The sequence below is a fragment of the Achromobacter sp. UBA2119 genome (assembly GCF_002331005.1).
Lineage (GTDB): Bacteria > Pseudomonadota > Gammaproteobacteria > Burkholderiales > Burkholderiaceae_B > Achromobacter > Achromobacter animicus.
Genome location: NZ_DCYD01000012.1, coordinates 81,823 through 107,146, shown reverse-complemented (window position 1 = coordinate 107,146; position 25,324 = coordinate 81,823). Strand labels below are relative to the sequence as shown.

Annotated in this window: 27 protein-coding genes and 2 pseudogenes; 10 read left to right on the top strand and 19 right to left on the bottom strand. The window is 65.2% G+C overall.

Annotated elements, in window-relative coordinates; all coding sequences use genetic code 11:
- Nucleotides 1–13 precede the first annotated feature (13 nt).
- Entirely contained in the window at nucleotides 14–424 is a 411-nt protein-coding gene (locus B3098_RS11720; RefSeq protein ID WP_286896274.1) for a sulfatase-like hydrolase/transferase, read from the bottom strand.
- Nucleotides 425–549: 125 nt separating this feature from the next.
- Between B3098_RS11720 and B3098_RS11715 the strand changes: the two genes are divergently transcribed.
- From B3098_RS11715 to B3098_RS11700, 4 genes and pseudogenes are all read left to right on the top strand, one after another.
- On the top strand, nucleotides 550–1,593 hold the full coding sequence (locus B3098_RS11715; RefSeq protein WP_349677744.1) for a hypothetical protein: 1,044 nt from the start codon (nucleotides 550–552) through the stop codon (nucleotides 1,591–1,593).
- Between the two features lie 144 nt (nucleotides 1,594–1,737).
- Nucleotides 1,738–3,060 carry a tetratricopeptide repeat protein gene (locus B3098_RS11710; protein WP_286896272.1) on the top strand — a complete coding sequence of 441 codons (1,323 nt, stop codon included), beginning with the start codon at nucleotides 1,738–1,740 and terminating at the stop codon, nucleotides 3,058–3,060.
- Between the two features lie 153 nt (nucleotides 3,061–3,213).
- Nucleotides 3,214–3,528: pseudogene (locus B3098_RS11705) on the top strand (SUMF1/EgtB/PvdO family nonheme iron enzyme); the annotation flags it as partial.
- Between the two features lie 111 nt (nucleotides 3,529–3,639).
- Nucleotides 3,640–4,638 carry an HAD family hydrolase gene (locus B3098_RS11700; protein WP_286896481.1) on the top strand — a complete coding sequence of 333 codons (999 nt, stop codon included), beginning with the start codon at nucleotides 3,640–3,642 and terminating at the stop codon, nucleotides 4,636–4,638.
- A 41-nt stretch (nucleotides 4,639–4,679) separates the two neighbouring features.
- On the opposite strand, the pseudogene B3098_RS11695 reads toward B3098_RS11700, so the two are convergent.
- From B3098_RS11695 to B3098_RS11680, 4 genes and pseudogenes are all read right to left on the bottom strand, one after another.
- Nucleotides 4,680–4,772: pseudogene (locus tag B3098_RS11695) on the bottom strand (arsenate reductase); the annotation flags it as partial.
- A gap of 25 nt (nucleotides 4,773–4,797) precedes the next feature.
- On the bottom strand, nucleotides 4,798–5,877 hold the full coding sequence (gene arsB, locus B3098_RS11690) for an ACR3 family arsenite efflux transporter (protein WP_286896270.1): 1,080 nt from the start codon (nucleotides 5,875–5,877) through the stop codon (nucleotides 4,798–4,800).
- Between the two features lie 39 nt (nucleotides 5,878–5,916).
- On the bottom strand, nucleotides 5,917–6,243 hold the full coding sequence (locus tag B3098_RS11685) for an ArsR/SmtB family transcription factor (RefSeq protein ID WP_175136491.1): 327 nt from the start codon (nucleotides 6,241–6,243) through the stop codon (nucleotides 5,917–5,919).
- Between the two features lie 67 nt (nucleotides 6,244–6,310).
- Nucleotides 6,311–7,219, bottom strand: a complete 909-nt coding sequence (locus B3098_RS11680; RefSeq protein ID WP_286896269.1) for a LysR substrate-binding domain-containing protein — start codon at nucleotides 7,217–7,219, stop codon at nucleotides 6,311–6,313.
- A 278-nt stretch (nucleotides 7,220–7,497) separates the two neighbouring features.
- On the opposite strand from B3098_RS11680, the gene B3098_RS11675 reads away from it, so the two are divergent.
- The 3 genes from B3098_RS11675 to B3098_RS11665 all read left to right on the top strand — a co-directional run bounded on the left by B3098_RS11675 (nucleotide 7,498) and on the right by B3098_RS11665 (nucleotide 10,031).
- On the top strand, nucleotides 7,498–8,283 hold the full coding sequence (locus B3098_RS11675; RefSeq protein WP_286896267.1) for an SDR family oxidoreductase: 786 nt from the start codon (nucleotides 7,498–7,500) through the stop codon (nucleotides 8,281–8,283).
- A 42-nt stretch (nucleotides 8,284–8,325) separates the two neighbouring features.
- Nucleotides 8,326–9,261, top strand: coding sequence for a dihydrodipicolinate synthase family protein (locus tag B3098_RS11670; protein ID WP_286896265.1), 936 nt, complete (start codon nucleotides 8,326–8,328; stop codon nucleotides 9,259–9,261).
- A 65-nt stretch (nucleotides 9,262–9,326) separates the two neighbouring features.
- Nucleotides 9,327–10,031 (top strand): ribonuclease activity regulator RraA, encoded by a 705-nt coding sequence (locus B3098_RS11665; RefSeq protein WP_279970978.1) that lies wholly within the window; start codon nucleotides 9,327–9,329, stop codon nucleotides 10,029–10,031.
- A 69-nt stretch (nucleotides 10,032–10,100) separates the two neighbouring features.
- Here B3098_RS11665 and B3098_RS11660 read toward each other — a convergent pair whose 3' ends face one another.
- A complete protein-coding gene (locus tag B3098_RS11660) occupies nucleotides 10,101–10,796 on the bottom strand; it encodes a type 1 glutamine amidotransferase (protein WP_286896263.1) in 696 nt (231 codons plus the stop codon).
- Nucleotides 10,797–11,215: 419 nt separating this feature from the next.
- Between B3098_RS11660 and B3098_RS11655 the strand changes: the two genes are divergently transcribed.
- Nucleotides 11,216–11,431, top strand: coding sequence for a hypothetical protein (locus B3098_RS11655; RefSeq protein WP_286896261.1), 216 nt, complete (start codon nucleotides 11,216–11,218; stop codon nucleotides 11,429–11,431).
- A gap of 148 nt (nucleotides 11,432–11,579) precedes the next feature.
- Here the strand turns inward: B3098_RS11655 and B3098_RS11650 are convergent, their stop codons facing one another.
- The 9 genes from B3098_RS11650 to B3098_RS11610 all read right to left on the bottom strand — a co-directional run bounded on the left by B3098_RS11650 (nucleotide 11,580) and on the right by B3098_RS11610 (nucleotide 20,061).
- Nucleotides 11,580–14,012: a membrane-bound PQQ-dependent dehydrogenase, glucose/quinate/shikimate family gene (locus B3098_RS11650; protein WP_286896259.1), complete on the bottom strand. Its 2,433-nt coding sequence runs from the start codon at nucleotides 14,010–14,012 to the stop codon at nucleotides 11,580–11,582.
- 134 nt (nucleotides 14,013–14,146) lie between these two features.
- Nucleotides 14,147–14,728, bottom strand: a complete 582-nt coding sequence (gene ribA, locus B3098_RS11645) for a GTP cyclohydrolase II RibA (protein WP_255809482.1) — start codon at nucleotides 14,726–14,728, stop codon at nucleotides 14,147–14,149.
- Nucleotides 14,729–14,858: 130 nt separating this feature from the next.
- On the bottom strand, nucleotides 14,859–15,278 hold the full coding sequence (locus tag B3098_RS11640) for a YgiW/YdeI family stress tolerance OB fold protein (protein WP_218343900.1): 420 nt from the start codon (nucleotides 15,276–15,278) through the stop codon (nucleotides 14,859–14,861).
- Between the two features lie 108 nt (nucleotides 15,279–15,386).
- Nucleotides 15,387–16,802, bottom strand: coding sequence for an ATP-binding protein (locus B3098_RS11635; protein ID WP_286896256.1), 1,416 nt, complete (start codon nucleotides 16,800–16,802; stop codon nucleotides 15,387–15,389).
- 1 nt (nucleotide 16,803) lies between these two features.
- On the bottom strand, nucleotides 16,804–17,460 hold the full coding sequence (locus B3098_RS11630) for a response regulator transcription factor (RefSeq protein WP_191577181.1): 657 nt from the start codon (nucleotides 17,458–17,460) through the stop codon (nucleotides 16,804–16,806).
- Between the two features lie 53 nt (nucleotides 17,461–17,513).
- Nucleotides 17,514–18,647, bottom strand: coding sequence for a Fic family protein (locus tag B3098_RS11625; RefSeq protein ID WP_286896252.1), 1,134 nt, complete (start codon nucleotides 18,645–18,647; stop codon nucleotides 17,514–17,516).
- Between the two features lie 121 nt (nucleotides 18,648–18,768).
- Nucleotides 18,769–19,266: a glycine zipper 2TM domain-containing protein gene (locus B3098_RS11620; protein ID WP_191577183.1), complete on the bottom strand. Its 498-nt coding sequence runs from the start codon at nucleotides 19,264–19,266 to the stop codon at nucleotides 18,769–18,771.
- Between the two features lie 40 nt (nucleotides 19,267–19,306).
- On the bottom strand, nucleotides 19,307–19,747 hold the full coding sequence (locus B3098_RS11615) for a hypothetical protein (RefSeq protein ID WP_286896249.1): 441 nt from the start codon (nucleotides 19,745–19,747) through the stop codon (nucleotides 19,307–19,309).
- Between the two features lie 77 nt (nucleotides 19,748–19,824).
- On the bottom strand, nucleotides 19,825–20,061 hold the full coding sequence (locus B3098_RS11610) for a lipopolysaccharide assembly protein LapA domain-containing protein (RefSeq protein WP_175121496.1): 237 nt from the start codon (nucleotides 20,059–20,061) through the stop codon (nucleotides 19,825–19,827).
- A gap of 268 nt (nucleotides 20,062–20,329) precedes the next feature.
- Between B3098_RS11610 and B3098_RS11605 the strand changes: the two genes are divergently transcribed.
- Nucleotides 20,330–21,052 carry a carbonic anhydrase family protein gene (locus B3098_RS11605; RefSeq protein ID WP_286896244.1) on the top strand — a complete coding sequence of 241 codons (723 nt, stop codon included), beginning with the start codon at nucleotides 20,330–20,332 and terminating at the stop codon, nucleotides 21,050–21,052.
- A 70-nt stretch (nucleotides 21,053–21,122) separates the two neighbouring features.
- Here B3098_RS11605 and B3098_RS11600 read toward each other — a convergent pair whose 3' ends face one another.
- Nucleotides 21,123–21,695: a class I SAM-dependent methyltransferase gene (locus B3098_RS11600; protein WP_239213682.1), complete on the bottom strand. Its 573-nt coding sequence runs from the start codon at nucleotides 21,693–21,695 to the stop codon at nucleotides 21,123–21,125.
- Between the two features lie 386 nt (nucleotides 21,696–22,081).
- Nucleotides 22,082–23,521, bottom strand: coding sequence for an NAD-dependent succinate-semialdehyde dehydrogenase (locus B3098_RS11595; protein WP_286896241.1), 1,440 nt, complete (start codon nucleotides 23,519–23,521; stop codon nucleotides 22,082–22,084).
- Between the two features lie 214 nt (nucleotides 23,522–23,735).
- On the opposite strand from B3098_RS11595, the gene B3098_RS11590 reads away from it, so the two are divergent.
- The gene (locus tag B3098_RS11590) at nucleotides 23,736–24,017 is read left to right on the top strand and encodes a hypothetical protein (RefSeq protein ID WP_175136475.1); all 282 of its coding nucleotides are present in this window, start codon (nucleotides 23,736–23,738) and stop codon (nucleotides 24,015–24,017) included.
- 10 nt (nucleotides 24,018–24,027) lie between these two features.
- On the opposite strand, the gene B3098_RS11585 is transcribed toward B3098_RS11590, so the two are convergent.
- Both B3098_RS11585 and B3098_RS11580 read right to left on the bottom strand, forming a co-directional pair.
- Complete coding sequence (locus B3098_RS11585) at nucleotides 24,028–24,879, bottom strand: symmetrical bis(5'-nucleosyl)-tetraphosphatase (protein WP_286896238.1); 852 nt, start codon at nucleotides 24,877–24,879, stop codon at nucleotides 24,028–24,030.
- Nucleotides 24,880–25,056: 177 nt separating this feature from the next.
- Complete coding sequence (locus tag B3098_RS11580) at nucleotides 25,057–25,296, bottom strand: hypothetical protein (RefSeq protein WP_062839450.1); 240 nt, start codon at nucleotides 25,294–25,296, stop codon at nucleotides 25,057–25,059.
- Between the last annotated feature and the right edge of the window lie 28 nt (nucleotides 25,297–25,324).

Below are 25,324 nucleotides of genomic sequence, written 5' to 3'. Positions count from 1 at the left end.
CTTCGCCCAGATGTCATTTGCCCGTGAAGAACGTCTTGTAGCCGGCGGTCTTCAGCACCGACCCGAGTGTCCATTCGGCCGCCGGCAGGCCGCCGCCCTGGCCTTGAAAGGCCACGGTGGTCATGCCGCTGCGATTGGGGATGCGGCCGGTCTGCATGGCTGCGCGGCCGGGGGTGCAGCTGGGTTGCGCGTAGAACGAGAAGAAGGTCATGCCTTCGGAAGAGAGCCGGTCGATGTTGGGCGTCGGCATGCCGCGGCCGATGCCGCCGCCATACGGACCGAGATCGCCGAGGCCGGTGTCGTCGGAGACAAGCAGGATGATGTTGGGTTTGCGCTGATCCTGCGCGGAGGCGGGGGCACAGATTGCCGCTCCCGCCATGAGAAGTGCTGCGGCACCGCAAGTGAGCGTTCGTTTGGTCGCCATTTTCAACTCCGTCGTGTGAGAGTGAAATCAACCGCACGAAGCTGCAAACCGTGCGGTTCACATTGGCCTACGTACTTGGGGGTGTTCAATCCGGGACGCGGAGTCCGGGACGCGGAGTCCGGGACTTGCAATCCGACATGCATCGTCCGCGGGATTTGAACTGCAATAATTTTCATCTTCCTTTCCCGCCTGTCAACGAGATTCTCCGATGCGCTTGCATGCGTGCGCCGCATTGGTCAACACGGACCGGCACGGCTGTATCACGCGTTGGCTGCGCTTGCGCGATTGCCAGCCCGCGCGCGTTGCTCTTATCGTTGATGCGTTCCGGACGCGCCAGCGTACCGCTCGCACGTTCCTCCGGGAATTGCACACGCGAGGTTCCCATGGACTACTCGTTTCTCCTGGCAGGCTTGGCGGCGGCGTTCTTTGTGGCGCTGTTTGGCGCCATCGCATTGGGCAAGCGATTGGGCAGAAAACTTGAGGAGAACGGCGGGGCAGGGGTGGCAGCGATCGAGGCATCGGTGTTTGCGCTGCTGGGGCTGCTGGTCGCGTTTACGTTCTCGGGCGCGGCGCAGCGTATGTCGGACCGGCGCGATCTCTTGATCCAGGAAGTCAACGCCATCGGCACGGCATGGCTGCGGGTTGATCTGCTGCCTCCCGCTGCGCAGCCGGCGCTGCGGGCGCAATTTCGCCACTACGTCGATCAACGGATCCTTTATGAACGCCATGTCGCCGATCTGGATGCGCGGACGGGGATTGCGGCCAAGGCCAGCGCGCTGCAAATGGACATCTGGCGGGCCTCCGTCGGGGCGGCGCGGGACGATGTTGCGCCGCCGCTGGCGGCCTCGTACGTGCAGGCAGTGAATGACATGTTCGATGCGGCGACCGCGCTTGTCGCCGCCCAGAAGGTGCATCCGCCCATGGCGGCCTACGTTTTCCTGGGGTTTCTTGCGCTGATCTGCGCCGGGCTGGTGGGCGTGAAGCTGGCCGCAACGCAGCGGGGGACGCTACTGCACGAGCTGATCTACGCGCTGGTCATGACCGCGGCGCTGTACATCATCATCGACTTTGAGTTTCCACGAATCGGCACGATACGCATCGACCAGAGCGACGCGTTGCTGGTGTCCCAACGCCAGGCCATGGTTGATCCGCCGTCTTCCCGCCCGTGACGCCGCGGCTGCCGTGAGCGCGGGCGTATGCCCATACCCTCGAATCCGGTGCAGTCGCACTAGCGCAGTTGCGTTTTGCCGGCGCACGGCATCCGTGCTTATATTTCCGAAGCCCGTCGCGGGCCGGCCCTTTGGGAGATCACCATGGCGCTGAGCGATGTGCGGGGCAATCCCGTTTCCAGCGATGAACCGGCGTCGATGGCCGCATACGAACAGGCGCAAAGCTTGTTCCACGGCTATTACGGCGATCCCTTGGGCATCATCGACGGGGCGCTTTCCGAAGACCCCGTCTTCGTCATGGGCCACCTGCTGCGCGCAGGCATGATGATTACCGCCAGCGACAAGTGCGTCGAACCGCTGCTACGCGAAAGCGTTGAGGCTGCCGAAGCACTCGTCGATATCGCCAATGATCGGGAACGTCGTCATACGGCGGCGGCGCGCGCCTGGCTCGACGGCAATTTCTCTACCGCGTTGCGGCGCTACGCCGACATCCTTGCGGATTACCCGCACGACACCCTGGCGCTGCAGGTGGGCCACATCGGCGACTTCCTGCTTGGCCGCTCGGCCATGTTGCGCGACCGCGTGGCCGGCATTCTACCCGCGTGGAACTGCAAGATGCCCGACTACGGCTACGTGCTGGGCATGCACGCCTTCGGGCTGGAAGAGACCAATCTCTATGCCGCAGCGGAAGCCCAGGGCCGCCGCGCGCTGGACCTGAACCCCCGCGATCCGTGGGCCGTGCACGCGGTGGCTCATGTGCTGGAAATGCAGGGCAGGGTGGATGAGGGCATTGCCTGGCTGAACGGCCGGCGCGACGACTGGGCCAGTGACAACATGCTGTCCATCCACAACTGGTGGCACCTGGCCCTGTTACACCTCGACCGCGACGACATCGCCGAAGTGCTTGCCATGTACGACGACCGGCTGCGCGAAACATCCACCGGGCAGGTGCTTGACCTGATCGACGCGTCGGCCATGCTGTGGCGCCTGTTGCTGCGAGGGATCGATGTCGATTGGCGGTGGCGGCAGCTTGCCGAAGTCTGGCAGGCGCGCGGCGGCACGGGCTACTACGCCTTCAACGATGTGCATGCCCTGATGGCCTACCTGGGCGCCGGCGACTGGGCAGCGGCGCAGTCGCTGATCGACTCCATGGAAGCCGCCGCGCAGGGCGCCGGGACCAACGCGATGATGACGCGCGACGTGGGACTGCCGGTGGCGCACGCGCTGGTGGCCTTCACGCGCGAAGACTACGCATTGGCCGCGGATCTGTTGCGCGACGTGCGCCTGATTGCGCACCGGTTCGGCGGCAGCCACGCCCAACGCGACGTGCTGGCGCTGACGCTGGTCGAGGCGGCGCTGCGGGGTGGCGCGCGGTCGCTCGCGAAGGTGCTGACCGCCGAACGCATGAGTCTCAAGCCCAACAGCGAGGGCAACCGCAAGCTGGCCTCACGGGCTGCGGCGCTGTAACGGCATCAAAAGATACGCCTGCATTGCGTAAGGATTCTCTTCAAGGAGAACGCGCATGAAAAAGCACGCGAAGATCGGGTTGGCGTTGGTGGCAATATTGGGCGCGACAGGCGCGATCGGCGCGTATGTCGTGGTCTCCGCGCCACCGGCGGGCAATGGACGTCGGACGGGTATCGCGCGGATGCCTTCAAGTTTCAGGCGCAGTACCGCCAGCCGCCGCAGGACCCGGCCGGACCCGCCGACAGCTTTGATCCCGACGACGGCGGCACGCCCGTGTCGGCGCCCAAACGCGTGACCCGCGGCGGATCCTTTCTTTGCAGCGACACGTATTGCATCAGCTACCGCGCCAGCGCGCGGCGCGGCACGGATCCGCTCAACCCCATGTCGCATATCGGTTTTCGCACCGTCATGACGCCGCAGCAGTGGAAGGCGGCGCAGGCGTCTCAAGGCAGCATCGCCAGCCGTTGACCTGTTCGCCGTGCGGGGCGCGGACAGGGGGAAATCGTTCAAAGGATGTCACCACCGCGCCATGCGCGCGCTCGGGAGATCGTCATGCAAGCTTCGATTCAATATCGCTCCATGCGGCGGCTGGCCTGGATGTGGCTCTGCATCGTGTACCTGCTGGCCGGCTGCGCCGCGTCCGACCGCCAGAAGCAGGCGGAGCTGGCGTCCTGGACCGACGGGCCATCCCGTGTGGCCATCGTCGCGTTCGTGAAGGCAGTCACCGAACCGGGCAGCCCGGACTTCGTGCCCGAGGAAGATCGTATCGCCGTGTTCGACAACGACGGCACGCTGTGGAGCGAAAAGCCGATCTACTTCCAGGTGATGTTCTCGATGGACGAGGTCCACGCGCTGGCGCCATCGCATCCGGACTGGGCCACGCGTCAGCCGTTCATGGCGGTGCTGCAGAACGATCATGCCGCGGTGGCCAAGTCCGGCGAGCGCGGCATGATGGAAATCGTGTTGGCGACCAACACCGGCATGCCCGTCGCGCAGTACACGCAGCGCGTCGATCAGTGGCTGCAAACCGCGCGCCATCCGCGCACCAAACTGCCGTACGACAGCATGACGTACGTGCCGATGCGGGAGCTGCTGGATTACCTGCGCGCGCGCGGCTTCAAGACCTACATCGTGTCGGGCGGCGAAACCGAGTTCATGCGAGCCTGGACGCAGAAGGCCTACGGCATCCCGCCGGAACAGGTCATCGGCACGGCGTTCGGCAGCGAATTCGTGGCAAGCGGCAACGGGTACGCGCTGATGCGGTTGCCGAAGCTGGACTTCAACGACGACGGCCCCGGCAAACCGGTGGCCATCCAGCGTCACATCGGCAAGCGTCCCATACTGGCCTTCGGCAACTCGGACGGCGACCTGCAGATGCTGCAATGGACCACCGCCGGGCCGGGCAAGCGCTTTGGCGGCATCGTTCACCACACCGACGCCAAGCGCGAATGGGCCTACGACCGGGATTCGAGCGTCGGCCGTCTGGACAAGGCCCTGGACGCCGCGCGGGCCAATGGATGGACGGTCGTCGATATGGAGAAGGAGTGGAAGCGGATTTATGCGCAGGATTGGCAATGATGCGCACCGGAGAGCGGCGCCGCCTATCGTCCGGGCTAGAAGATGGTGGGGGCTTCGCCGCTGTTGCGAATGAGCGCAAGGACTTTTCGGGAGGTTCCGCAAGCAGGGTTGTGATTGATCGTGATCGAACTCATGGCATGTCCAATGGCCATCGCAGCGTCAGTTGCGCGCGGCGCCGGCCTCGTACCAGCCCTTGCTCTGATTCACGATCCGCACGACGAGCAGCATGACGGGAACTTCGATCAGCACGCCGACCACCGTTGCCAGCGCCGCCCCGGACTGAAAGCCAAACAGGCTGATCGCAGCCGCGACCGCGAGTTCGAAGAAGTTGGACGCGCCGATCAGCGCGGACGGGCACGCGATGCTGTGCTTTTCACCGACGCGCCGGTTGAGCCAGTACGCCAGGCCGGAATTGAAGAACACCTGGATCAGAATGGGCACCGCCAACATCGCTATCACCAAGGGCTGCCCGATGATGGCTTCGCCCTGAAACGCGAACAGCAGCACCAGCGTCAGCAGCAGGGCGGCCATCGAGAACGGACCGATCCGCGCCAACGCGGCATCGAAAGCCGCCTGGCTGCGCCGCAGCAACGCGCGGCGCCACACCTGCGCCAAAATGACCGGCACCACGATGTACAGCCCCACGGAAACGAGCAACGTGTCCCACGGCACGCTGATGGCCGACAGGCCGAGCAGCAGTCCGACTACGGGCGCGAAGGCAAACACCATGATGGTGTCGTTCAGCGCCACCTGAGACAGCGTGAAAACCGGGTCCCCGCCCGTCAGCCGGCTCCAGACGAACACCATTGCCGTGCACGGGGCGGCGGCGAGCAGGATCAGACCCGCGATGTAGCTGTCGAGCTGGTCGGCCGGCAGCCAGGCGGCGAAAACGTGGCGGATGAACAGCCAGCCCAGAAAGGCCATGGAGAACGGCTTGACTCCCCAATTGATGAACAGCGTCACGCCGATACCACGCCAGTGCTGCTTGACCTGACCCAGCGCGCCAAAGTCCACCTTGAGCAGCATCGGGACGATCATCACCCAGATCAGAATGCCGACCGGCAAATTGACCTGGGCGACTTCCATGCGACCGATGGCCTGGAATACGCCGGGGGCCGCCTGGCCCAATGTCACGCCCAGGACGATGCAGAGAACGACCCACAAGGTGAGATAGCGCTCGAAGACGTTCATGGAAGGGCGCTGGGGCGCCGGACGTGCGGCGGTTGCGGTGGAGTGCATGGGCTGCAGGAGAGAAGGGCGGTAGGTAGGGGGGCTGGGTCAGCAGGATTCGCACGCGCCGCGATCGGTGACTGCGCAAGGCGCACCCGCGCAGCAGTGCTCGGTCAAATAGCCCAGCAGGCCGTTCATGCGGGAAAAGTCGGCGCGGTAGATCAGGTTGCGGCCTTGCTGTTCGATGGAGACCAGTCCCGCATGCGCCAGCTCTTTCAGATGGAATGACAACGTGTTGCGCGCCACGGCAAGTTGGTCGGCAAGCACGCTGGGGGTCAGGCCTTCTTGACCGGCGACGACCAGGGCGCGGAATACGCGCAGGCGTTGGGCATGGGCCAAGGCGGCGAGGGCGAGCACGGCATGTTCTTCGTTCATGCGCTGGATAATACAACGTTTGTTGAACTGTTGAATAGTGGTGAACACGGATGCGGCCCGGTTGAGATCAACGCGGGAATTCACCCCCCGCGCTCTCATCCAGCAACCAATCCCGAAACGCCGCCACTGCCGGAATGGCCAACTTGTCTGGCGACGCCAGGAAAAAGTATCCCGCGCCCGTGCTGAATTCCTCATCCAATGCCGGCGCCAGCACGCCTTGCCGTAACTCATCCTCCACCAGGAAGGTCGGCAACAGCCCCACGCCCAAGCCCGACGCCACCGCCTGGATCAGGTGCGTGGTCAGTTCAAACTGCGCGCCCCAGCGCATCGAGCGCACGGGCAGGCCGTGGGCTTCGAACCAGCGTTGCCACACGGCCGGCCGGGCCGCGACTTGCAGCAGAACGTGCTGGATGAGGTCTGCGGGCCTGCGGATGGTCTGGCGCGCGGCGATGTCGGGGCTGATGACCGGGATGACGTGTTCATTCATCAGCCGATGCGGGACCAGTCCCGGCCAGTCGCCATCGCCCACGGCAATGACGGCGTCGATGCCGGCCAGATCCAGGTCGAAGCGCGTCACGCGTGAATGCAGGTGAACCAGAATGCCGGGATGGCGCGCATAGAAGCGGTGCAGCCTGGGCATCAGCCACTTCGCCGTAAACGTGGGCAACGCGGCCAGGTGGAAGGCGCCTCGGCCGGTGCGGTGTGAAATGGCCTGAAGCGATGCGCTGCGGATGCGCTGCAGGGCGGCGGCCAGTTCTTTCTGGTATCCCGTGCCCGCCTCGGTCAGCACAATCCGCCGCTTTTCCCGGCGAAAAAGCGCGACTTCCAGCAGATCCTCCAGCGCCTGCACCTGCCGGCTGACGGCGCTTTGCGTCAGCGCAAGCTCGGTAGCCGCTCGCGTAAAGCTTAGATGGCGGGCGCTGGCTTCAAAGGCCAACAGCAGGGACATGGAGGGGGTGAGGCGGCGCGGGTTCATTCAATTCGTGCATGAAAATGGTGGCCCCAATATAGCGGAATTGCCCGCGTCGACAGTTTTCACGCTGGGAGACGCATACCTTGCAACTGCCAAATCATTCATAAACCGAATGATCTATCCAACAATTTTCCGTTTTTCCGCAACGCGCTTTGGCAAGAGAATGAGATCTACAGGGTGCACCTTGCGATCCATCAGGAGCAGGGTGGCGCGACGCGGTCAAGATAGGCCGGCCAGCGCTCAGCGCTGACTGATCACGCTTTTTTCGTACGGAGGTAAAGATGGATTTGGGTATCAAAGACAAGACGGCGCTGGTATTGGGCGGCGGTGGTGGCCTGGGCAGCGCCATTGCACAGTCGCTGGCGCGCGAAGGCGCCAAGGTGGTCGTCGCCGATCTGAACCTTGACGCCGCAACGGCCACCGCCGACGGCATCAAGGCCCAGGGCCTGTCTGCCTTTGCCCTGCAATGGGATCTGCGTGCATTGGACGCCTTTGACAGCCAGGTGGCGTGGATCGAGGCCAATGTGGGTCCTGTCGATATCCTGGTCAACAACACCGGTGGCCCGCCGCCCACGCCGTCTTTCGGACAGCAGGCCGATCTTTGGCGCGAGCATTTTGAAGGCATGGTGCTGTCTGTCATCAAGCTGACTGATCGCATCCTGCCGGGCATGCGGGAACGGCAGTGGGGCCGCATCATCACCAGCACCTCGTCGGGCGTGATTGCGCCGATTCCGAATCTGGGCATCTCCAACGCGCTGCGCATGTCGCTGGTGGGGTGGTCCAAGACGCTGGCGCGCGAAGTGGGCAAGGACGGCATCACGTCGAACATCGTGCTGCCGGGCCGCATTGCGACGGCGCGCATCTCTTTTCTGGACGAAGCCCGGGCCAAGCGCGAAGGGCGCAGCGTAGAGGACGTCAGCCGCGAAAGCACCAGCGCCATTCCGGTGGGCCGTTATGGTGACCCGCAGGAATACGGCGATGCGGTTGCGTTCCTGGCCAGCGCGCGGGCCAGCTACATCACCGGATCGACGATCCGGGTGGACGGCGGCCTCATCGCAAGCATCTAAGGCCTGACGCCTGACTCAAACAACTTCTTGAAGAAACAGACCATGAAACTGACTGCTGACGCGAAAGGCGTATATCCCATCGCCCCGACGCCGTTCTTTGACGATGGTTCCGTCGACCACGCCTCGATCGACCGCATGATGGAGTTCTATCTGGCTTGCGGCTCGACCGGCCTGACCGTATTGGGCCAACTGGGCGAAGCGCCCAAACTGGACTTCGCGGAATCCCTGGAAATCGCCTCGCAGGTGATCGGCAAATCGCAGGGCATTCCCATCGTGGTGGGCGTGTCGGCGCCCGGCTTCGCCTCCATGCGTTCGCTCACGCACGAGGTGATGGACCGCGGCGCGGCCGGCGTCATGATCGCGCCGCCCAACACCTTGCGCACCGACGATCAGATCGTCAACTACTACCACCAGGCGGTGGAGGCCATTGGCGACGACGTTCCGTTTGTGCTGCAGGACTATCCGCTGACGTTCTCGGTGCAGATGGCGCCCACGGTCATCCGGCGGATCGTGACCGATCTGGCTTCGTGCGTCATGCTCAAGCACGAAGACTGGCCGGGCCTGGAGAAGATCTCGGCGCTGCGCCGCTTTGAAGCCGAAGGCGCCATGCGGCATATCTCGATCCTGTGCGGCAACAACGGCCTGTTCCTGGACTACGAAATGGCGCGCGGCGCCGACGGCGCCAACACCGGATACTGCTTTCCGGACATGCTGTGCGACTTCGTCAAATGGGTGGGCGAGGGCAGGACCGAAGAGGCGCATGATCTTTTCGATGCGCATCTGCCTTTGCTGCGCTACGAACAGCAGCCGGGTGTCGGCCTGGCCGTGCGCAAATACGTGATGATGCGCCGGGGCATCCTGACCAGTGCGGCGCAACGCCGTCCGGGTGCTGCGCTGACCAACCAGGCGCGGACCGAGGTCGATCATCTGTTGGCGCGCCTGGGCAAGCGCGACGCGCGCGCGCGGGATCTGGTTTAAGGCATCTGCCGCATCGAGCTCGGGCGCGCTGAGCGCCCATTCTGATTTCACAGGGAGAAAAACCCATGACCGTATCGGACGAGGTTCATTTCAAGGCGCTGTCCGGCGTCACGACGGCAACACTGACCACGATTCTGCTCAAGAAAGGGCTGCGCAACGTCTGGATCCGCGGCGCCTTCCCGTTGGCGCAAGGCCTCGAACGCATCGTCGGCCGCGCGTTCACGGTGCGCTTCGTGCCGGCCCGCGAAGACCTGGCCACGCCAGAATCATGGTCGTCGCCGAAGTCCAGCCGCGGCGCGATCGAGCAGATGCCCTCGGGCTGCATCGCGGTTGTCGACGCCATGGGCGTGAAAGACGCCGGCATCTGGGGCGACATCCTGTGCGCCCGCATGGCCAAGCGCGGCGTTGCAGGCCTGGTGACCGACGGCGTCGTGCGCGACCTGGCCGGTGTGCTGGGCACCAGGCTGCCCGTCTGGGCGAGCGGTGCTGCCGCGCCTCCCTCGGTGGCCGGCCTGACGTTCGTGGATTGGCAGCAGCCCGTCGCCTGCGGCGGCGTGGCCGTTTTTCCCGATGACGTGATCGTTGCCGACCAGGATGGCGCCGTCGTCATCCCGGCCGCGCTGCTGGCCGACGTGGTTGACGCCGCCGTCGAGCAGGAACGTTTTGAAGGCTGGATCATGGACGAGGTCAACAATGGTGCCGTGCTGCCGGGCCTGTACCCGCCGAACGAAGCCAACAAGGCGAAATACGAGGCGTCCAAGAAGCGCTGACCCTCGATGAAAGCTAAAAGGCGATGCCGGGAAACCTGGCATCGCCTTTTTTGTTCGGGCCGGCGTCGATCAGGTCCGCGCGCGCTCGCCGATGGTGGCCACAAATGCGCGGGCGATCCGCGCGCCGGCTTCGTCGGCGTCGGCGGCAAAGCGGGCCCGGTCCTCGGCCGCCTGGGTCTCCAGCCAGCCCGGCGCAATGCGATTGACCCGGTCGGGATTGGCGCGCGTCCAGTCGTGAACCACGTCGCCACTGGCTTCAAAGTGGAACTGCATCCCGTAAGTTGCCCGCCCCACGCGAAAACACTGATTCTGGACCATTTCGGATCGGGCCAGAAGGAGGGCGGACGGGGGCAGGGTGTAGGTGTCGACGTGCCACTGGAAACTGATGAAGCCGTCCTGCAATTCGGCAAACAGCGGATCGGCGCGCCCATCGTCCGTCACGGTCAGCGGCGTCCAGGAAAATTCCCGCGCCACCCCCAACAGGTTGTCGGCGCCGTAAGCGCGGGCCAGCACCTGCGCACCTAAGCAGATGCCCAGCACGGACTTGCCGGCGTCGCCAAATGTGCGCATCAGCGCGACCAGTTTGGGCAGGTAAGGATAAAGATCATCGTCCTGCGCGCTCGGCCAGCCGCCGGGAACGATCAGGGCGTCGAAGTCGTCAAGGGCAACGTCGCCAAGACCGTCGCGATAGACGCGGAACCAGGTGATGTCGGCCTGGGCTTCATTCAGCGCGCTCAGCAGAAGGCCGAGCTGCGTGTTCTCCATGGTTTCGATGATGGCGACGCGCGGGGTCATGGGGTCTGGACGGGGATGGGTTGGGAGGCTTGGCGCGCATCTTATCTGATGGCTGCCTGGTGACGGGACAAAAACGGCCATTTCGTACTTTACATAATACACATTATGCGTAATTTACCGATGCGAGCGGAGGCTTCTTCCACCCCAAGCCGCAAACGAATAAAACCGACCGCCAAATGCGCCCAGTCGGCTACGCAACTTCACACGGCGCAGCCAACTATCTAGTCCGCACGCCCCGTAAACGTCACGCAGGAGTTCAGGCGCACTAAGCCCTTCAGGCATTCCCGGCCTCTCGCTTTCACCAGTAAGATCAGCGACTTATCCGGCATCTGACTGGGTCAACTCCAACAGAACCCGCACCCAGTGCGCCATTCGTTGAGGCTCCGTATATGACCACAACCTACTTCGGTCTGCCCGTCGTGAAAGACCGCCTGGTACGCCTCGAGGACATTCGACGGCTCCCTTTTTTCTCGTTCTGGCAGGAAAGCAGCCGGGGGTCGGCGTTATGCGAAGGCGACGACGGAGAGCTTTTCGTATACCTGCAGGACTGGGAAAGCTTCTCGGACATGTTCATCAAGACTGGCAAGCATCGCCACAGCGGGTAAGTCTTCGGCGCAACGCCCCTGTTCCGAAGTCGTAGATGCAACAAAGCCGCAAACGCAACGAAGCCGCCCCTGGAGGGCGGCTTCGTGCCATCTGGCGTGGGCTCGGGCAGGTGGTACACCGCCCTTCCCCTCTACGCTATCGCAAGGCTCAGACCTTGCCCGGCAACGCGTACGCGATCACGTAATCACCACGATCAGGCGAGTTGCGCGCGCCGCCGGCCGAGATGACGATGTACTGCTTGCCATCGGCGGTCGACTTGTAGCTGATGGGCGTGCCCTGGCTGCCGACCGGCAGGCGGACCTTCCACACTTCCTTGCCCGTGCCGGCATCGTACGCGCGCAGGTAGTAGTCCTGCGTGGCGGCGATGAACACCAGGCCGCCCTGCGTGGCGAGCGTGCCGCCGATGGTGGGCATGCCGATCGGAATCGGCAGACCCAGCTTGACGCCGAAGGGACCGGTGTCCTGCACAGTGCCGACCGGTACTTGCCAGACCATCTTCTGCGTCTTCAGGTCCACGGCGGTCAGCGTGCCGAACGGCGGCGCCTGGCACGGGATCTCCAGCGGCGACATGAAACGCACCTTGGCGTTGATCGCGTAGGGCGTGCCCGACAGCGCCACGGGGCCCTGGATGGCGGCGGCTTCATTGCCGTCGCTCTTCTTGGCGTTGGCGCCCGCTTCGACCAGTTGCACTTCCAGGCCGACGCGCATGTCGTTGATGAACAGGTAGCCGTTCACCGGGTCGATCGAGATGCCGCCCCAGTTCATGCCGCCCAGCGAGCCGGGCAGGTTCAACGACGGATCCGTGCCAGGCGGCGTGAACAGGCCCGTGTAGCGCTTGGACTTGAAGTGGATGCGGCACAGCAGCTGATCGAACGGCGTGGCGCCCCACATGTCCGATTCCTTCATGTCGTTCGCGCCGATCGAAGGCATGCCGACGGAGAACGGCTGGGTCGGCGAATAGGTTTCGCCGGGGATGTTGCCGGCCGGCACCTTGCGTTCTTCGACGCGGGTGAGCGGCTTGCCGGTCTGACGATCCAGCACGAAGATCTGGCCGGCCTTGGTGCCGAACACCAGCGCGGGCACGGTCTTGCCGTCGACGGGGAAGTCGGCAAAGGACGGCTGCATCGGGACGTCGAAGTCCCACAGGTCGTCATGCACGGTCTGGTAGACCCACTTCTCGCGGCCGGTGCTGGCATCGACGGCCAGCACGGAGGCGCCGTACTTGCGGTCGAGCGCGGTGTGCTTCACGCCCCACAGGTCCACCGCGGCGCTACCAACCGGCATGAAGACGGTGTTCGATTGGGCGTCATACGACATCGGCGCCCACACGTTCGGGGTCGAGCGTACGTAGGTCTGGCCGTCGGCGGGCGCGGCCTGGTCTTCCGGGTTGCCCGGATCGAAGGCCCAGCGCAGCTCGCCGGTCACCACGTCGAAACCGCGCACCACGCCGCCAGGCATGTCGGTGCTGACGTTGTCCGCCACGCGGCCGCCGATGACGATGGTCGTGCCGGCCAGCGTCGGGGCCGAGGTCGGGTAATACTCGCCCTTGTCGGCGCCCTTGCCCATGCCGGCGCGCAGGTCCACGCGGCCTTGGTTGCCGAAGTCGGCGCAGAAGGCGCCGGTGTCGGCGTCCAGCGCGATCAGCTCGGGCGTCACGCTGTTCATCAGGATGCGGCGGCGGCAGGCGGCGCCGGCGGCGAGGCTCACGGCCTTGACCGGCGTCGCGCCTTCGACGGTCGGCTGCTCAAGCGGCGCATCGATATCGAAATAGGCCAGGCCGCGGCAACGCATCCACTTCTTCTGCTTGGCGTTGATCTCGACCTTCCAGAGTTCCTTGCCCGTGGTGGCGTCCAGCGCAATCACGTTGTTGTGCGGGGTGCACAGGAACACGCGGTTGCCGATCTGCAGCGGGGTCTGCTGGTCTTCGGCGCCGCCGCCACCGGGGCTGACGGGGGTGTCGCCCGTGCGGTAGGTCCAGGCAACCTCAAGGTCCTTCACGTTGTCGCGCGTGATCTGGTCCAGCGCCGCAAAGCGGGTGCCGCCGGCGGTGTTGCCGTAGTGCGCCCAGTCCTTCTGTTCCTGGCCGGGTGCGACGGGCTTGAGCGCCAGGGTCTCGCCCTGCGACACGGGCGCGTGGGGCACGAACATGCCGGCCACGGTTCCGATAAAGGCCAGCGCCAGCACGGCGGCCGCAATGCGGGACGGCGCCGGGTTGGCCGGCAGCTTCTGTGCCCGGCGCAGCAGCGGCTGCGACAGCGCGACCAGGATGCCGAAGCCCACGAACACCAGCACGCGGGAGACGAGCGGCCAGAATTGCAGGCCCACGTCGATGACCGCCCAGATCGCGGTGCCGACCAGCGCCAACGCGAAAAGCAGGCCGCCATTGGGGCGGCGGCGGGCGATCTGGATGCCGGAGACGGCAAGCACGACGCCGCACACCACGAAATACCAGCTTCCATTCAGGGCCACCAGGCGAGCGCCGTGGTAACCGAAAAAGAGCCCGGCGGCCAGAATGCACGCGCCCAGCACAAACAGCCACGCTTTTGCGAGCGCGGACAGGTCTTTATGTTGTTGATTCATAGGGAATTCCAAAACACGATACGGCCATGCAGCCGGCAATGCGGCCCATCGACCGGCCCAGAGTATAAGGGTTTGTCCTTACATTCGGGAAAAGCAAAGCCGCCCCGGGGGGCGGCTAGCGGACTTGCGGGCCATCACTCCTCGGTCTGGCCGAGCTCGATCCGATGCTGCGTGCGCAGCGCCTTGGCCAGCAGATAGCCCTTGTTGTGTTCGTTCGGATAAACCCCTGTCAGGCGGCAACCGCTGACCCGGATGCCCATGCGTTCCAACTGCGTGCGCTTGTCGGGATTGTTGGTCAGCAGTTCCAGATCATCGACGCCCAGCGCCCGCAGCATCTGCGCCGCCGGCGTGTAGTCGCGGTCGTCCAGGCCGTGGCCCAGTTCCAGATTGGCGGTGTAGGTGTCATAGCCCAATTCCTGCAGCCGGTACGCGTCGATCTTGGAATACAGGCCGATGCCCCGCCCTTCCTGGCGCAGGTACAGCAGGTAACCGCCCTCCTGGCTCATAAGACGCAACGCTTCCTGCAGTTGCGGGCCGCAGTCGCAGCGCAACGAGCCGAAGACGTCGCCGGTCATGCACTCGGAATGCAGGCGGACAAGCGGCTGCGGCCCGGGTTGCCCGAATTTGAGGGCGAGATGGTCGCGAGCGTCGGCCAGGCCGTGAAAGCTGTACGCCAACGCCTGTGCCTCGGAGCCGTCGGCAAGACGGATGGGCAACCGGACGGTGGCGCGGATGGTGGCTTCGGGCAGCTGGACCGCGGCGGGGGGCGTTACGGGGTTCACGACAAACAGGTACGGGTATCGACTTGAGGCCGACAGAATACCGTATGCGCCCGCCGCACGCTCTTTACATCACGCGGACGCTGTCCACATCGAACTCGACGTTGTTGCGATCGCGGTCCAGTTCGCCGCGCAGCTCGACCTGAGTCTTGTCGTCGATCTTCTGGCCGGCGGGGAAGTCGTCGTTGTCGATTTCGACGCGGATCTGACCCGTGCCGTCGTCAAAGGTATAGTGATCGTCGCCGTCGTGCGAGACGATCCGGCCACGCAGGATGGCGTTCTGGTCATCGCGGCCGTTGGCCAGCAATTCCTTGACCGTGGTGACGGCCACCGTGCTGGGGCCGCTATAGCCCTGCGCCGCAGGCTTGCCGGTGCTGGGGCCCGTGTAGCCCTGCGCGTGCGCCACGCCTGCCACGGCGGCGCCGGCCAGCACGGTGCTGGCCAGGAAGGTGCGGATGAACGTGGAACGACGGGTAGTCTGGGTCATGGTGCAGCTCCTTGCGCGGATTGCGCTTCGTTGTTGAACATGGCGCCATTTGACGCCCCGAAGATGAAGCAGACCTTAGCTCTAGGCACGGATGCGACCGTGATGTCGTCACGCCTTCGTATCGATGGGCACAAGTAGCGTCACACCCAGCCCCCGGCCGTCCAGCCCCGGCCCGAACTGCAATTGCCCGCGGTGCATGTCTGCCACGCGCGCGACGATGGACAGGCCAAGGCCATTTCCCGGCACATTGGTGCCCAGCACGCGATAGAAGCGCTGCGTCAAGCGCTCGAGATCGGCCGGGGCCACGCCCGGGCCGTCGTCCTTCACACTGAGCGCGACGTATTGACCCGCGCGTTCGGCAGCGACCCGCACCTGGCCGCCTTGGCGGCCGTAGGACACCGCGTTATGGATCAGGTTGCGCAAGGCCGTAAAAAGCGCATCGCGGTTGCCGGGCAGTGCCGTCTCGCGCGCATCGATCATTATCGTAGTGCCCTGCGCCGCCGCCGTGGGCGCGCAAGCGTCGGCGGCGTCCTGCAGCAGGCTGGGCACATCAACGCGCTCGCGGGGCATGGCATCGGCGGATTGCGGGTCCAGGCGCGCCAGCTGCAGCAGGTTTTCGACCAGGCTGGTCGTGCGCATCATGTCGGCGCGCAGGCGCTGCAACTGGGCGGCAAGCGCCGGCGCCTGTTCGGCGGGATGGCTGCGTTGCAGCACCTGGATCCGCGACGCCAGCGCCGCGAGGGGCGTGCGCAGTTCGTGCGCGGCATCCGCGGTGAAGCGCCGCTCGGCTTCCAGCGCATGATCCAGCCGGCCCAGCAGACGGTTCAGCGCCGCCGTGATCGACTGGACTTCATACGCCCTGCTCTCCTCGGCCACGGGCGACAGGTCCGTCGGCGACTTGCCCTCGATGCCGCGCGTCATGCGCGCAAGCGGCTTGAGCAGCCGCCAGATCAGAAACCAGTTGATCAGCCCCAACAGGACCCACAGGCCGACCAGGGGCCAGGCCAGCGATTCGAGCATGTCCCAGATCAGATCGGTGCGTTCGTCCATCTCTTGACCGACCTGTGCCGAAAACCCCAGCGTGTCGTGATGGCGGACATACACGCGCCAGTCCTCGCCGTCGGCGCGCACGTCGTAATAGCGGTCGCCGCGCCGCTCGGGGTCCACGAACGGCCGCTTGGGCGCGTCTTCGCCGCGCAACAGCACTTCTCCCGTGCGCGACACCAGCTGGTAGTCCAGACGCAGCGCGGGTTGCGTGTCCGCCGGGGAGCGCTCGCCGGCCACGCGGCCGATGCTGCCTTCGCCCAGCGCCAGCACCAGCCGCGCGCCCTCTTCCAGCCAGTCGTCGTAGGCGTCGTTGACCTCCTTGCGAGCGATGGCCAGCACGATGAGGGTGCTGACCAGTCCGACCAGGATGCTGGAGCCGAGTGTCGTGCCGATCAGGCGCCGCCGCAGCGAATAGCCGCGCGGGGCCTTCGACGCGGCGTTGGATCGAGTCCTGGATGTCTTCTTGCGCCAGCGCATGTCAGTCGGCCAGGCGATAACCCTGGCGCCGCACCGTCTTGATAAGGTCGGCCGCCAGCTTGCGCCGCAGGTTGTAGATGTGCACTTCGATCGTGTTGCTTTCGACTTCGTCGCCCCAGCCGTACAGGGCTTCTTCGAGTTGCGCGCGGGACACGATGTGGCCGGGATGGCGGATGAGCGCGTGCAGGATGGCGAACTCCCGCGCCGTCAGCTCCACTTGCGCGCCGTGGTAACGGACCTGCTTGGCGGCTACGTCGAGCGAGACACCGCCGTGTTCCAGCGCCGGCGTGGCGTTGCCGTCGCGGCGGCGCAAGGCGGCGCGGATGCGGGCGGACAGCTCCTCCAGATCGAACGGTTTGACCAGATAGTCGTCCGCACCCAGATCCAGGCCTTCGATGCGGTCGGGCACCGCGTCGCGCGCGGTGATCATGATGGCCGGCACGTTGTCGCGCCGAGCGCGCAACCGCCGAAGCAGGTCGTCACCCGTCATGCCGGGCAGCCCGCGGTCGATCAGCACGCAGTGATAGTCGTGCGTGGCAAGCGCGGTCTCGGCAAGATCGCCGCGCGTCACACGGTCGACGACGTAGCCGTCCAGCTCCAGCCACGATTCGATCGACTCGCCCAGGGATACATCGTCTTCGGCCAGTAGGATACGCATGCGCTGACTATACGCGACAGGATGAAGCGAATCTTAAGCCTGGCGGCGGGACGTCATTCCGGTAATTCGTAGCTCGTGCTGCGTCCGCCCGCGGCCGCTTTGCGGAGCATGTTCCGATTCAGGAGATCGGTGATGTCGCGCAGTGCCGTATCGGGCGAACATTTGGCGATGGCGGCCCATTTGGTGGTGGTGAGCTTGCCTTCAAATCCGTCCAACAGCCTGTTCAGCACCTTGGACTGGCGCTCGTTCAGCGGTTCCGCCCCCCAACGCCGCCAATACTGGGTCTTGGCCAGCACCTTATCCAGCACCTCATGAGCCTGATTCACCGCCCGATGCAGCGTCGCCAGAAACCAGGCCAGCCACGGCGTGACATCCATGGAGTCCTTCTGCGTGTTCTCGAGAATCGCGTAGTAAGCGTTGCGCTCGCGTTGGATCTGGGCCGACAGACTGTAGAAGCGTTGCGGACTGCCATCGGCGCGCGCCAGCAGCAGATCCCCGATGGCGCGGGCGATGCGGCCGTTGCCGTCGTCGAACGGATGCACTGTGACGAACCACAGATGCGCCAATCCCGCCTTCAGCAACGCAGGCATCACCGGACCGCCCGCGGCATGCGCGGGCGCATTCACCCAGTTCAGGAATGCGTGCATGTCGGCGTCCACCCGTGCTGCCGTGGGGGCTTCAAAGTGCACCCGCTGGCGGCCCATGGGACCGGACACGACCTGCATCGGGCCATCGGTATCGGTGCGCCAAGTCCCCACGTTGATGCGCGACATGCCCGAGTAATTCGTCGGGAACAATGCCGCATGCCAGCCGAACAGTCGCTCTCGCGTGACGGGCGCATGGCAGTTGCCCGTGGCGTCCAGCACCATTTCCACGACGCCCTCGACATGACGGTCCACCGGGGCGAGTGCACCGATATCTACGCCGATGCGTCGCGCGATAGAGGACCGGACCGACGCGACGTTAAGCACCTCTCCTTCAATTGCGCTGGTCTTGACGACCTCGTCCGTCAGGACGCCGAGGCTCGCCTGATCCCGCAGCGGCATGCCGACGTCCCGCAGGCGCCCCATCAAAGCGCCCTGCGCGCGGCTGACGTCAGCCAACGGCTCGGCCAGCGCATTGAGGTCAAAGCGCCACTGCGGCCAATCGGGGGCTTGCCAGATATAAAGATAATCTCCGCATTTCATGCGGAGATTATGGTCCCTATTCGCCGCACGTGCAATTTATTCTCCGCAAAATTTGCGGAGAATAGGCGGCCTAATCTCCGCATCCAGTCGAAATCGCGGCTTTCAAGGCGCTACATCGACATCAAATCCCGCCCACGCGGCTCACGCCGCCCTGCGTCACGATCTGGACGCGTTGGCCGGTCGAAATCGGCACGTCCGCTTCCTGCGTAATGACGCGTACGTCGCCCGAATCCAGGCGCACGGTGATTTCCAGCCCTGCCCGGCGGGCGCTGGCGTTTTCGATGGCGTTGCCCGCCATGGCGCCGCCGACCGCGCCGCCGACGGTGGTGATGCGGCGTCCCGAGCCGCCACCCACGGCGTTGCCCGCGACGGCGCCCAGCGCGCCGCCGGCGATGACGCCCAGGCCCGAGGTCTGGGCGGCCTGGATGGTGACGGGCCGCACGCCGATGACGTAGCCAAGGGTGACGGTCTGGGCGCGCTGCGCCTGGTCGAAGGTGTAGACACGGGACGACGCGGACGGGTTGGCGCAACCGGCAAGGACGGTTGCCAGGCCAAGAATGGCGCTTGCGGCGATAAGGGTCAGGGGGCGACGCGGGGCGGCCTGCTGAGACTTTTGCATGGTGGGTTCTCCGGAACGGCGCAATGGGGAATGCCGAGGCCTAGCGCGGCTGCGCCGGCGAGGGTGCGGGCGCGGGCGCGGCCGCTGCTGGCGGCTGGGCGCTCGTGCGCATGAACTTCCCATTCGCATCGAAACCGCCTATCGCGCGGCCATTGAAGAACACGACGCGCCGTGCGGTCCACTGCGGCTGCTCGGGGCCGGGCTGGTCGTAGCCGGCGACTTCAAAGTCGTACTGCCAGGCGGATACCGGTTTGCCGTCCTCTGCTATGACCGTGGTCTTTTTCACGGATTCCGCGTACCCCTTGTCGCGATAACTGACATACCGGGTCGGCGGCATGATGTCGCGCAGCGACGACATGTACTGGTACAGGTCGTCGTCGCTGGGTGGCGTGCCGTACTTTGCCAGGTCGTTCTTCGTTGCGACCGTGCCGGCGCAGCCGGCCAGCACGCACGTGGTCAGGACAAGGAATAGCCTTTTCATCGGGATTGCTCCTAAGTACGCGTTCGCGCCCTGACTGCGGACGCACGGCGGCAAGCCGGGTGGCGCTTGGGGAATCGTCAGGGGGTGGGCCCGGCGGGACGGCCGGTTGCCCCTCTGAAGGCGGAACGCAGCAGGCTGAGCAGAAAGCCGCCTGTGAGCATGCCCAGGATATAGACGCCGATGACGAGAACCGACGCCGGCAAAGTGAAGGTGGAGGTCCAGAGGGTCAGCGTGACGGATTCGAAGTTCTGGATCTTGAACGACAAAACCATTGCCGTGAGCAACACGATCAATACGATGTACAGGTAACGCATGAGGCACCTTTCGTATTCGTTGTCGAACCGCCCCGAAGCCACCCTGGGGCCCGTCGTGCGAAAAACTATGCCACTCATCCGGCGCGAAAACAAGAAAAACAGGGCCGCGTGCAGCCGTCATTGTTCGCCGCCGCAAACAGGAACAGAATGTCTCTCGCCGCAAAAACGGCATGTGTGGCCGGCCCATCATCGAATAGCCGCGTCCCGCGGTCTATCGTTGTGGGCTGCTTATAGGGGACACCTCATGGAAGCGATCAAGGATTGTTGCATGGCTGGGCACCCTCTGGACCTGGGACGGCGCGGCTGGTTGAAGGCCAGCGTTGGCGCGGCGGCGATGGCTGGCCTGGCGTTTGCGCCCGGCGACGCGCCAGCCGCATCACTGACGCAGGCGCAGCGTGACGCGATGACGCCGGACCAGGTGATTGACATGATGAAACGGGGCAATGCGCGCTTTCGGGCGGGCGAGCCTCAGAAGCACGACTATCTTGCGCAGAAGCGTTCCAGCGCCCTTGGCCAGTTCCCTGCGGCGGTGATCCTGAGCTGCATCGACTCGCGCGCCCCCGCCGAGATCATCCTGGACACGGGAATCGGCGAAACCTTCAACGGGCGCATCGCCGGCAACATCTCCAACAACGATCTGCTGGGCAGCATGGAGTTCGCCTGCGCGGCGGCGGGCGCCAAGGTGATTCTGGTGATGGGGCACACGGCATGCGGCGCAGTGGCCGGGGCGATCGACAACGTTCAGCTAGGCCATCTGACCGCCCTGCTGGACGTCATCAAACCGGCGGTCGAGGCGACGAAGTACACCGGAGACCGAAACGGCAAAAATGGCCAGTTCGTGGACGCCGTGGCGCGGACGAATGTGTTGCACACCGTCGAGGCCATCCGCAAGAACAGCCCGATTCTTGCCGGGCTGGAAAAGGAAGGAAAGATCAAGATCGTCGGGTCGATGTACGACTTGAGCAACGGCATGCTGACCTTCCTGGCATAGCGGACCCCGCCCGAATACGGCCCGTCGGGCGCGCAAACCGATCCTCGATCGCGGCGCGCCCGCCCTGCCCTCAGGGCAACCGGCTCAGGCTGTATACCGAGGCCGGCGGCAGGTTCATCGGAACAAAGCGCACCCGCCGCGCGTACAGGCCGCAATCCTCAAGCACCCTTGCCGAGATCGGGCACTTCACGCCATAGGTGAAAAAGTGCATGGACCCGCCCGGCGGCATCGCCTCGAACACGGCGGTCAGCAGCTTATGGTGATGCGCGCCGCTCATGTTCCGTAGTGGCAGACCGCAGATGGCCGCGCTGATGCCGTGAAGCTCCGGATGGCTGTCCCGGGACAGCTCCTGCGCCGGCACCTGAAGGACGGCTGCCTCCGGAAACTGGCTGCGCAGGCTGGAACTCATTTCGGAGTCCTGCTCCACCAGGACCAGGCTGGACGGCGCAATCCCCTTGCGCAGCATCTCCCGAGTGAAGACGCCGGTTCCGCAGCCCAGTTCGAGGACCTTACCGGCTCGGGGCTGAATCGATTCCGTGATGGCGGCGGCCAGCGCCGCGCTCGAAGGGGCCACTGCCCCGACCGCCGCCGGGTTGGACAGCAGCGCCTTGACGAACTGCTTGCGTTCCTTCAGCCAGTTCATGGCCGGGCCAGCGTGGGACTTGTGCCGGGCAAGGGTCTTGAGGGGCGACATGGAAAACATCGAAACGTCTATCTCCGGGGCGACATGGTCAGGGAGACCTTACCTGCGGGCGGCGGGCGCGACCGGCAACGGTGCGTAAGCGACCCTGTCAAATGAAGAACGGCGAAAGGATCGAAAGATCGCAACGCGCGAGGCGCCGGATGGTGCAGCGCCGATTCTGCGGCATGCGGGCGACCGCGCCAATCGCCCAGACGAGAGACATCCAAAGGATGGCCGCCGAAAAGAAAGCCGGCTCAAAACCCGAATCAACGGCACAAATGAAAAGGCCGTAACCGGTTGTGTCCCGGATACGGCCTGTTTCTAGTCAGGCTGGGTCTGACGCGGGCTTAGACGCCCACGACCGAGACGGCCTTGGTGACCAGGTACGCCTCGAGCGCCTCGGGACCGCCCTCGGAACCGTAGCCGGAATCCTTCACGCCGCCGAACGGCAGCTCAGCCGAAGGCGTCGCGGGCTGGTTGACCCAGAGCATGCCCACTTCAAGGCGGCCCGACAGCTCGTGCACGGTCTTGATCGAGCGGGTGAAGCCATAGGCGGCCAGGCCGAACGGCAGGCGGTTGGCTTCGCGGATGGCTTCGTCCAGGTTTTCGAAGCTGCGGACGGCCGCGATGGGACCAAACGGCTCTTCGTTGAAAATATCGGCCTCGAGCGGCACGTCGGTCAGGATGGTCGGGGCAAAGAAATTGCCCGCGGTGCCCACGCGCTGACCACCGGTAGCCACACGCGCGCCCTTCTCGGCCGCGTTCTTGACGATCTTGTCCATGGCGGCCAGACGGCGGTCGTTGGCCAGCGGGCCGAGCGTCGTGCCTTCGGTCAGGCCATCGCCCAGCTTGAGCTTTTCGGCATGGGCCACGAAGGCCTGCTCGAAGGCGGCCTTGACGTTCTTGTGCACCAGGAAGCGGGTCGGCGAGATGCAGACCTGACCGGCATTGCGGAACTTGGCGCCGCCCGACGCCTTGACCGCCAGTTCGACATCGGCGTCTTCCGCCACGATCACCGGGGCGTGACCGCCCAGCTCCATCGTGACGCGCTTCATGTGGCGGCCGGCCAATGCGGCCAGTTCCTTGCCGACCGGCGTGGAACCCGTGAAGGTGACCTTGCGGATGATCGGGTGCGGGATCAGGTAGCTGGAAATCTCGGCCGGCGAGCCAAACACCAGACCCAGAACGCCCTTCGGGATGCCGGCGTCGACAAAGCAGTTGAGCAGCGCGGCCGGCGAGGCCGGGGTTTCCTCAGGCGCCTTCACCAGGAAGGAGCAGCCCGTGGCAAGCGCGGCGCCCAGCTTGCGAACAATCTGGTTGACCGGGAAGTTCCACGGCGTGAACGCGGCGACGGGGCCGACCGGTTCCTTGATGACCAATTGCTGGGCGGCGGGATTACGCGACGGCACGATGCGGCCGTAGACGCGCAGCGCTTCGTTGGCGAACCAGTCGATGATGTCCGCACCGGCCAGCACTTCGCCACGCGCTTCGGCGAGCGGCTTGCCCTGTTCCTGCGTCAGCAGGCGCGCCACGTCGTCCGCGCGCTCGCGCAGCAGGACGGCGGCCTTGCGCATGACCGCGCAACGCTCGTGGGCGGAGGTATCGCGCCACGTCTCGAAGCCGCGTTGCGCTGCCGCCAGCGCCGCGTCCAGGTCCTCGCGGGAGGCGCTGGCCACCTGGCCGATCTTCTGGCCGGTGGCGGGATTGACGACGTCGATGCGCGCGCCGCCGCGGGCCTCGCGCCATTCGTTGTCGATCAGGAGAAGAGTATCTGGGTAACCGTTCATGAATGCTCCGTGGTTGAAATGCGGCCGTCACGTGTCAGTCGATTCGGGCAAGCGCGGCGGAAAACGCCCGGCGCCTGCCGTATCGTAAGTGTTTTGGGCAGGAGACGGGAAGTGGGCCGTGATCGGACCGTCCGGCTGACGGGCAAGGGTTGGGCACGCAGCTTGCTGTAGGGGTTTCGCCTTTCGTTACCCAACCCCATTGCGGAGGCTTCCCATGAGCTCACCGGAACCCGTTCTGACGCCGACTCCCGCCGGCACCCGCCTTGTCTCCCTGGGCATTGCACCCGTTGCCCGCACCGCGGACGCCGTGGCCCGCCCTGGCTTCAGCCCCAAAGCCGCCAATGAAGAAGTCCTGCCGTCGCCGCAATCGGCCCTGCCGGCAGACGCTGACGCGCCGGCGCGCGTGCCGCTGAGCGCCTGGCTGTCGCTGGCGTTCTACGCCATCGGCACGGCGCTGCTCTTCAGCTTGGGCGTGGCTTACCGTCTTTTCGCGTGACCGGCTGCGGTCAGGCAACCTGGGCGAGCGCCTCGCGCGCCACCTGTACCAGTTTTCGGTCGGAAAGACGATAGGCCGTCAGCGGGCCGCCCGTCACACAGCCCGTGTCCAGGCACACGGCGTCCGACCGCACCAGCAGGCCCAGCGTCGCCCAGTGGCCGAACACGATGGTCTTGTCGGCGCCCGCGCGTCGCGGCAGGTTGAACCAAGGCAGGGTCTCGCGGGGCCAGCGCCCCGGCGTGGACTTGGCGCCGGGCGCCAACGCCCCGTTGCGAGTGCATAGGCGCATGCGGGTGAACGCGCTGACGATGAAGCGCAGACGCAGTTGCGTTTCCAGCTTGGCGTTCCAGGCGAGTGGCGCTGCTCCCAAGAGGATTCGCATGTGACGGCGCCAGTCATTGTCCCGAAGCATGGCCTCGACCTCCCCGGCGTGCGCCATGGCCTGCAGCACGTCCCAACCGGGATACAGCCCCGCGTGCACCAGGACGTGACGGTCCTGCACATGGATCAGGGGCTGCGCGCGCAGCCAGTCGAGCAGGACATCTGCATCCGGCGCGTCGAACAGATCGTTGAGGGTGTCGCGAGCGTCCGGCCGCAAACATCCCGCTGCAACGCCCAGGGCGCGCAGGTCGTGATTGCCCAGCACCACCGTCGCGCGGTCGCCCAGTGACATGACCCGGCGCAGCGTCTCCGCGTTCGAAGGCCCCCGATTGACGAGGTCGCCGACGAACCAGAACCTGCAGTTGGGGTCGCCCGCGATCTCCGGACTTGCCAGCAGTGCGTCCAGCGACTGGCAGCAGCCATGCACGTCGCCGATCGCCCAGATGGCGGGCCGCGGTGCTTCGGGTGCGTCGTCCGCCAAAGGCGAATCGTCGGCAAAGCCCGTTGCGGGGGTGATGGAATATCGGCGGATTGGCTGTCTTACCCGTCTGCGTAGCATGTTCTGTCCTTCTCGCTGGCCATTTCCTGGCACGAATCAATGGTTTCGTGCCGGCAGGACAGCAAGCCCCATGCCCATGTAAATATTTGCATCCGGGGACTAACCCTCCTTCTTGCGGCGCCCCCACACGGATTCCTGCCGATAGGAATCCGCCTGGCACAGCGTGCGGTAGAACATGGCGCCGGCGCCGATGAAGTTGCCCAATTCCTTTTCAGACAGCTTGGGCGCGACGCCTTCCAGGTATCCCGCGTAGATGGATAGCACCCGGTCCCACTCGTCCAGACGGGGTGCGGGTGCGGAAACTGAGATCATCAGTGCCAAGAGCTCATCGCGCTGCATGATTCCCTCCTGTGACCGCCGCCGCGCC

Bases quoted from the DNA above. Each gene is read 5' to 3' on its own strand.
- B3098_RS11720 (WP_286896274.1), bottom strand. From the start codon at position 424: ATGGCGACCAAACGAACGCTCACTTGCGGTGCCGCAGCACTTCTCATG.
- B3098_RS11710 (WP_286896272.1), top strand. From the start codon at position 1,738: ATGGCGCTGAGCGATGTGCGGGGCAATCCCGTTTCCAGCGATGAACCG.
- B3098_RS11700 (WP_286896481.1), top strand. From the start codon at position 3,640: ATGCGGCGGCTGGCCTGGATGTGGCTCTGCATCGTGTACCTGCTGGCC.
- arsB (WP_286896270.1), bottom strand. From the start codon at position 5,877: ATGCACTCCACCGCAACCGCCGCACGTCCGGCGCCCCAGCGCCCTTCC.
- B3098_RS11685 (WP_175136491.1), bottom strand. From the start codon at position 6,243: ATGAACGAAGAACATGCCGTGCTCGCCCTCGCCGCCTTGGCCCATGCC.
- B3098_RS11680 (WP_286896269.1), bottom strand. From the start codon at position 7,219: ATGAACCCGCGCCGCCTCACCCCCTCCATGTCCCTGCTGTTGGCCTTT.
- B3098_RS11675 (WP_286896267.1), top strand. From the start codon at position 7,498: ATGGATTTGGGTATCAAAGACAAGACGGCGCTGGTATTGGGCGGCGGT.
- B3098_RS11670 (WP_286896265.1), top strand. From the start codon at position 8,326: ATGAAACTGACTGCTGACGCGAAAGGCGTATATCCCATCGCCCCGACG.
- B3098_RS11665 (WP_279970978.1), top strand. From the start codon at position 9,327: ATGACCGTATCGGACGAGGTTCATTTCAAGGCGCTGTCCGGCGTCACG.
- B3098_RS11660 (WP_286896263.1), bottom strand. From the start codon at position 10,796: ATGGAGAACACGCAGCTCGGCCTTCTGCTGAGCGCGCTGAATGAAGCC.
- B3098_RS11655 (WP_286896261.1), top strand. From the start codon at position 11,216: ATGACCACAACCTACTTCGGTCTGCCCGTCGTGAAAGACCGCCTGGTA.
- B3098_RS11650 (WP_286896259.1), bottom strand. From the start codon at position 14,012: ATGAATCAACAACATAAAGACCTGTCCGCGCTCGCAAAAGCGTGGCTG.
- B3098_RS11640 (WP_218343900.1), bottom strand. From the start codon at position 15,278: ATGACCCAGACTACCCGTCGTTCCACGTTCATCCGCACCTTCCTGGCC.
- B3098_RS11635 (WP_286896256.1), bottom strand. From the start codon at position 16,802: ATGCGCTGGCGCAAGAAGACATCCAGGACTCGATCCAACGCCGCGTCG.
- B3098_RS11630 (WP_191577181.1), bottom strand. From the start codon at position 17,460: ATGCGTATCCTACTGGCCGAAGACGATGTATCCCTGGGCGAGTCGATC.
- B3098_RS11625 (WP_286896252.1), bottom strand. From the start codon at position 18,647: ATGAAATGCGGAGATTATCTTTATATCTGGCAAGCCCCCGATTGGCCG.
- B3098_RS11620 (WP_191577183.1), bottom strand. From the start codon at position 19,266: ATGCAAAAGTCTCAGCAGGCCGCCCCGCGTCGCCCCCTGACCCTTATC.
- B3098_RS11615 (WP_286896249.1), bottom strand. From the start codon at position 19,747: ATGAAAAGGCTATTCCTTGTCCTGACCACGTGCGTGCTGGCCGGCTGC.
- B3098_RS11610 (WP_175121496.1), bottom strand. From the start codon at position 20,061: ATGCGTTACCTGTACATCGTATTGATCGTGTTGCTCACGGCAATGGTT.
- B3098_RS11605 (WP_286896244.1), top strand. From the start codon at position 20,330: ATGGCTGGGCACCCTCTGGACCTGGGACGGCGCGGCTGGTTGAAGGCC.
- B3098_RS11600 (WP_239213682.1), bottom strand. From the start codon at position 21,695: ATGAACTGGCTGAAGGAACGCAAGCAGTTCGTCAAGGCGCTGCTGTCC.
- B3098_RS11595 (WP_286896241.1), bottom strand. From the start codon at position 23,521: ATGAACGGTTACCCAGATACTCTTCTCCTGATCGACAACGAATGGCGC.
- B3098_RS11590 (WP_175136475.1), top strand. From the start codon at position 23,736: ATGAGCTCACCGGAACCCGTTCTGACGCCGACTCCCGCCGGCACCCGC.
- B3098_RS11580 (WP_062839450.1), bottom strand. From the start codon at position 25,296: ATGCAGCGCGATGAGCTCTTGGCACTGATGATCTCAGTTTCCGCACCC.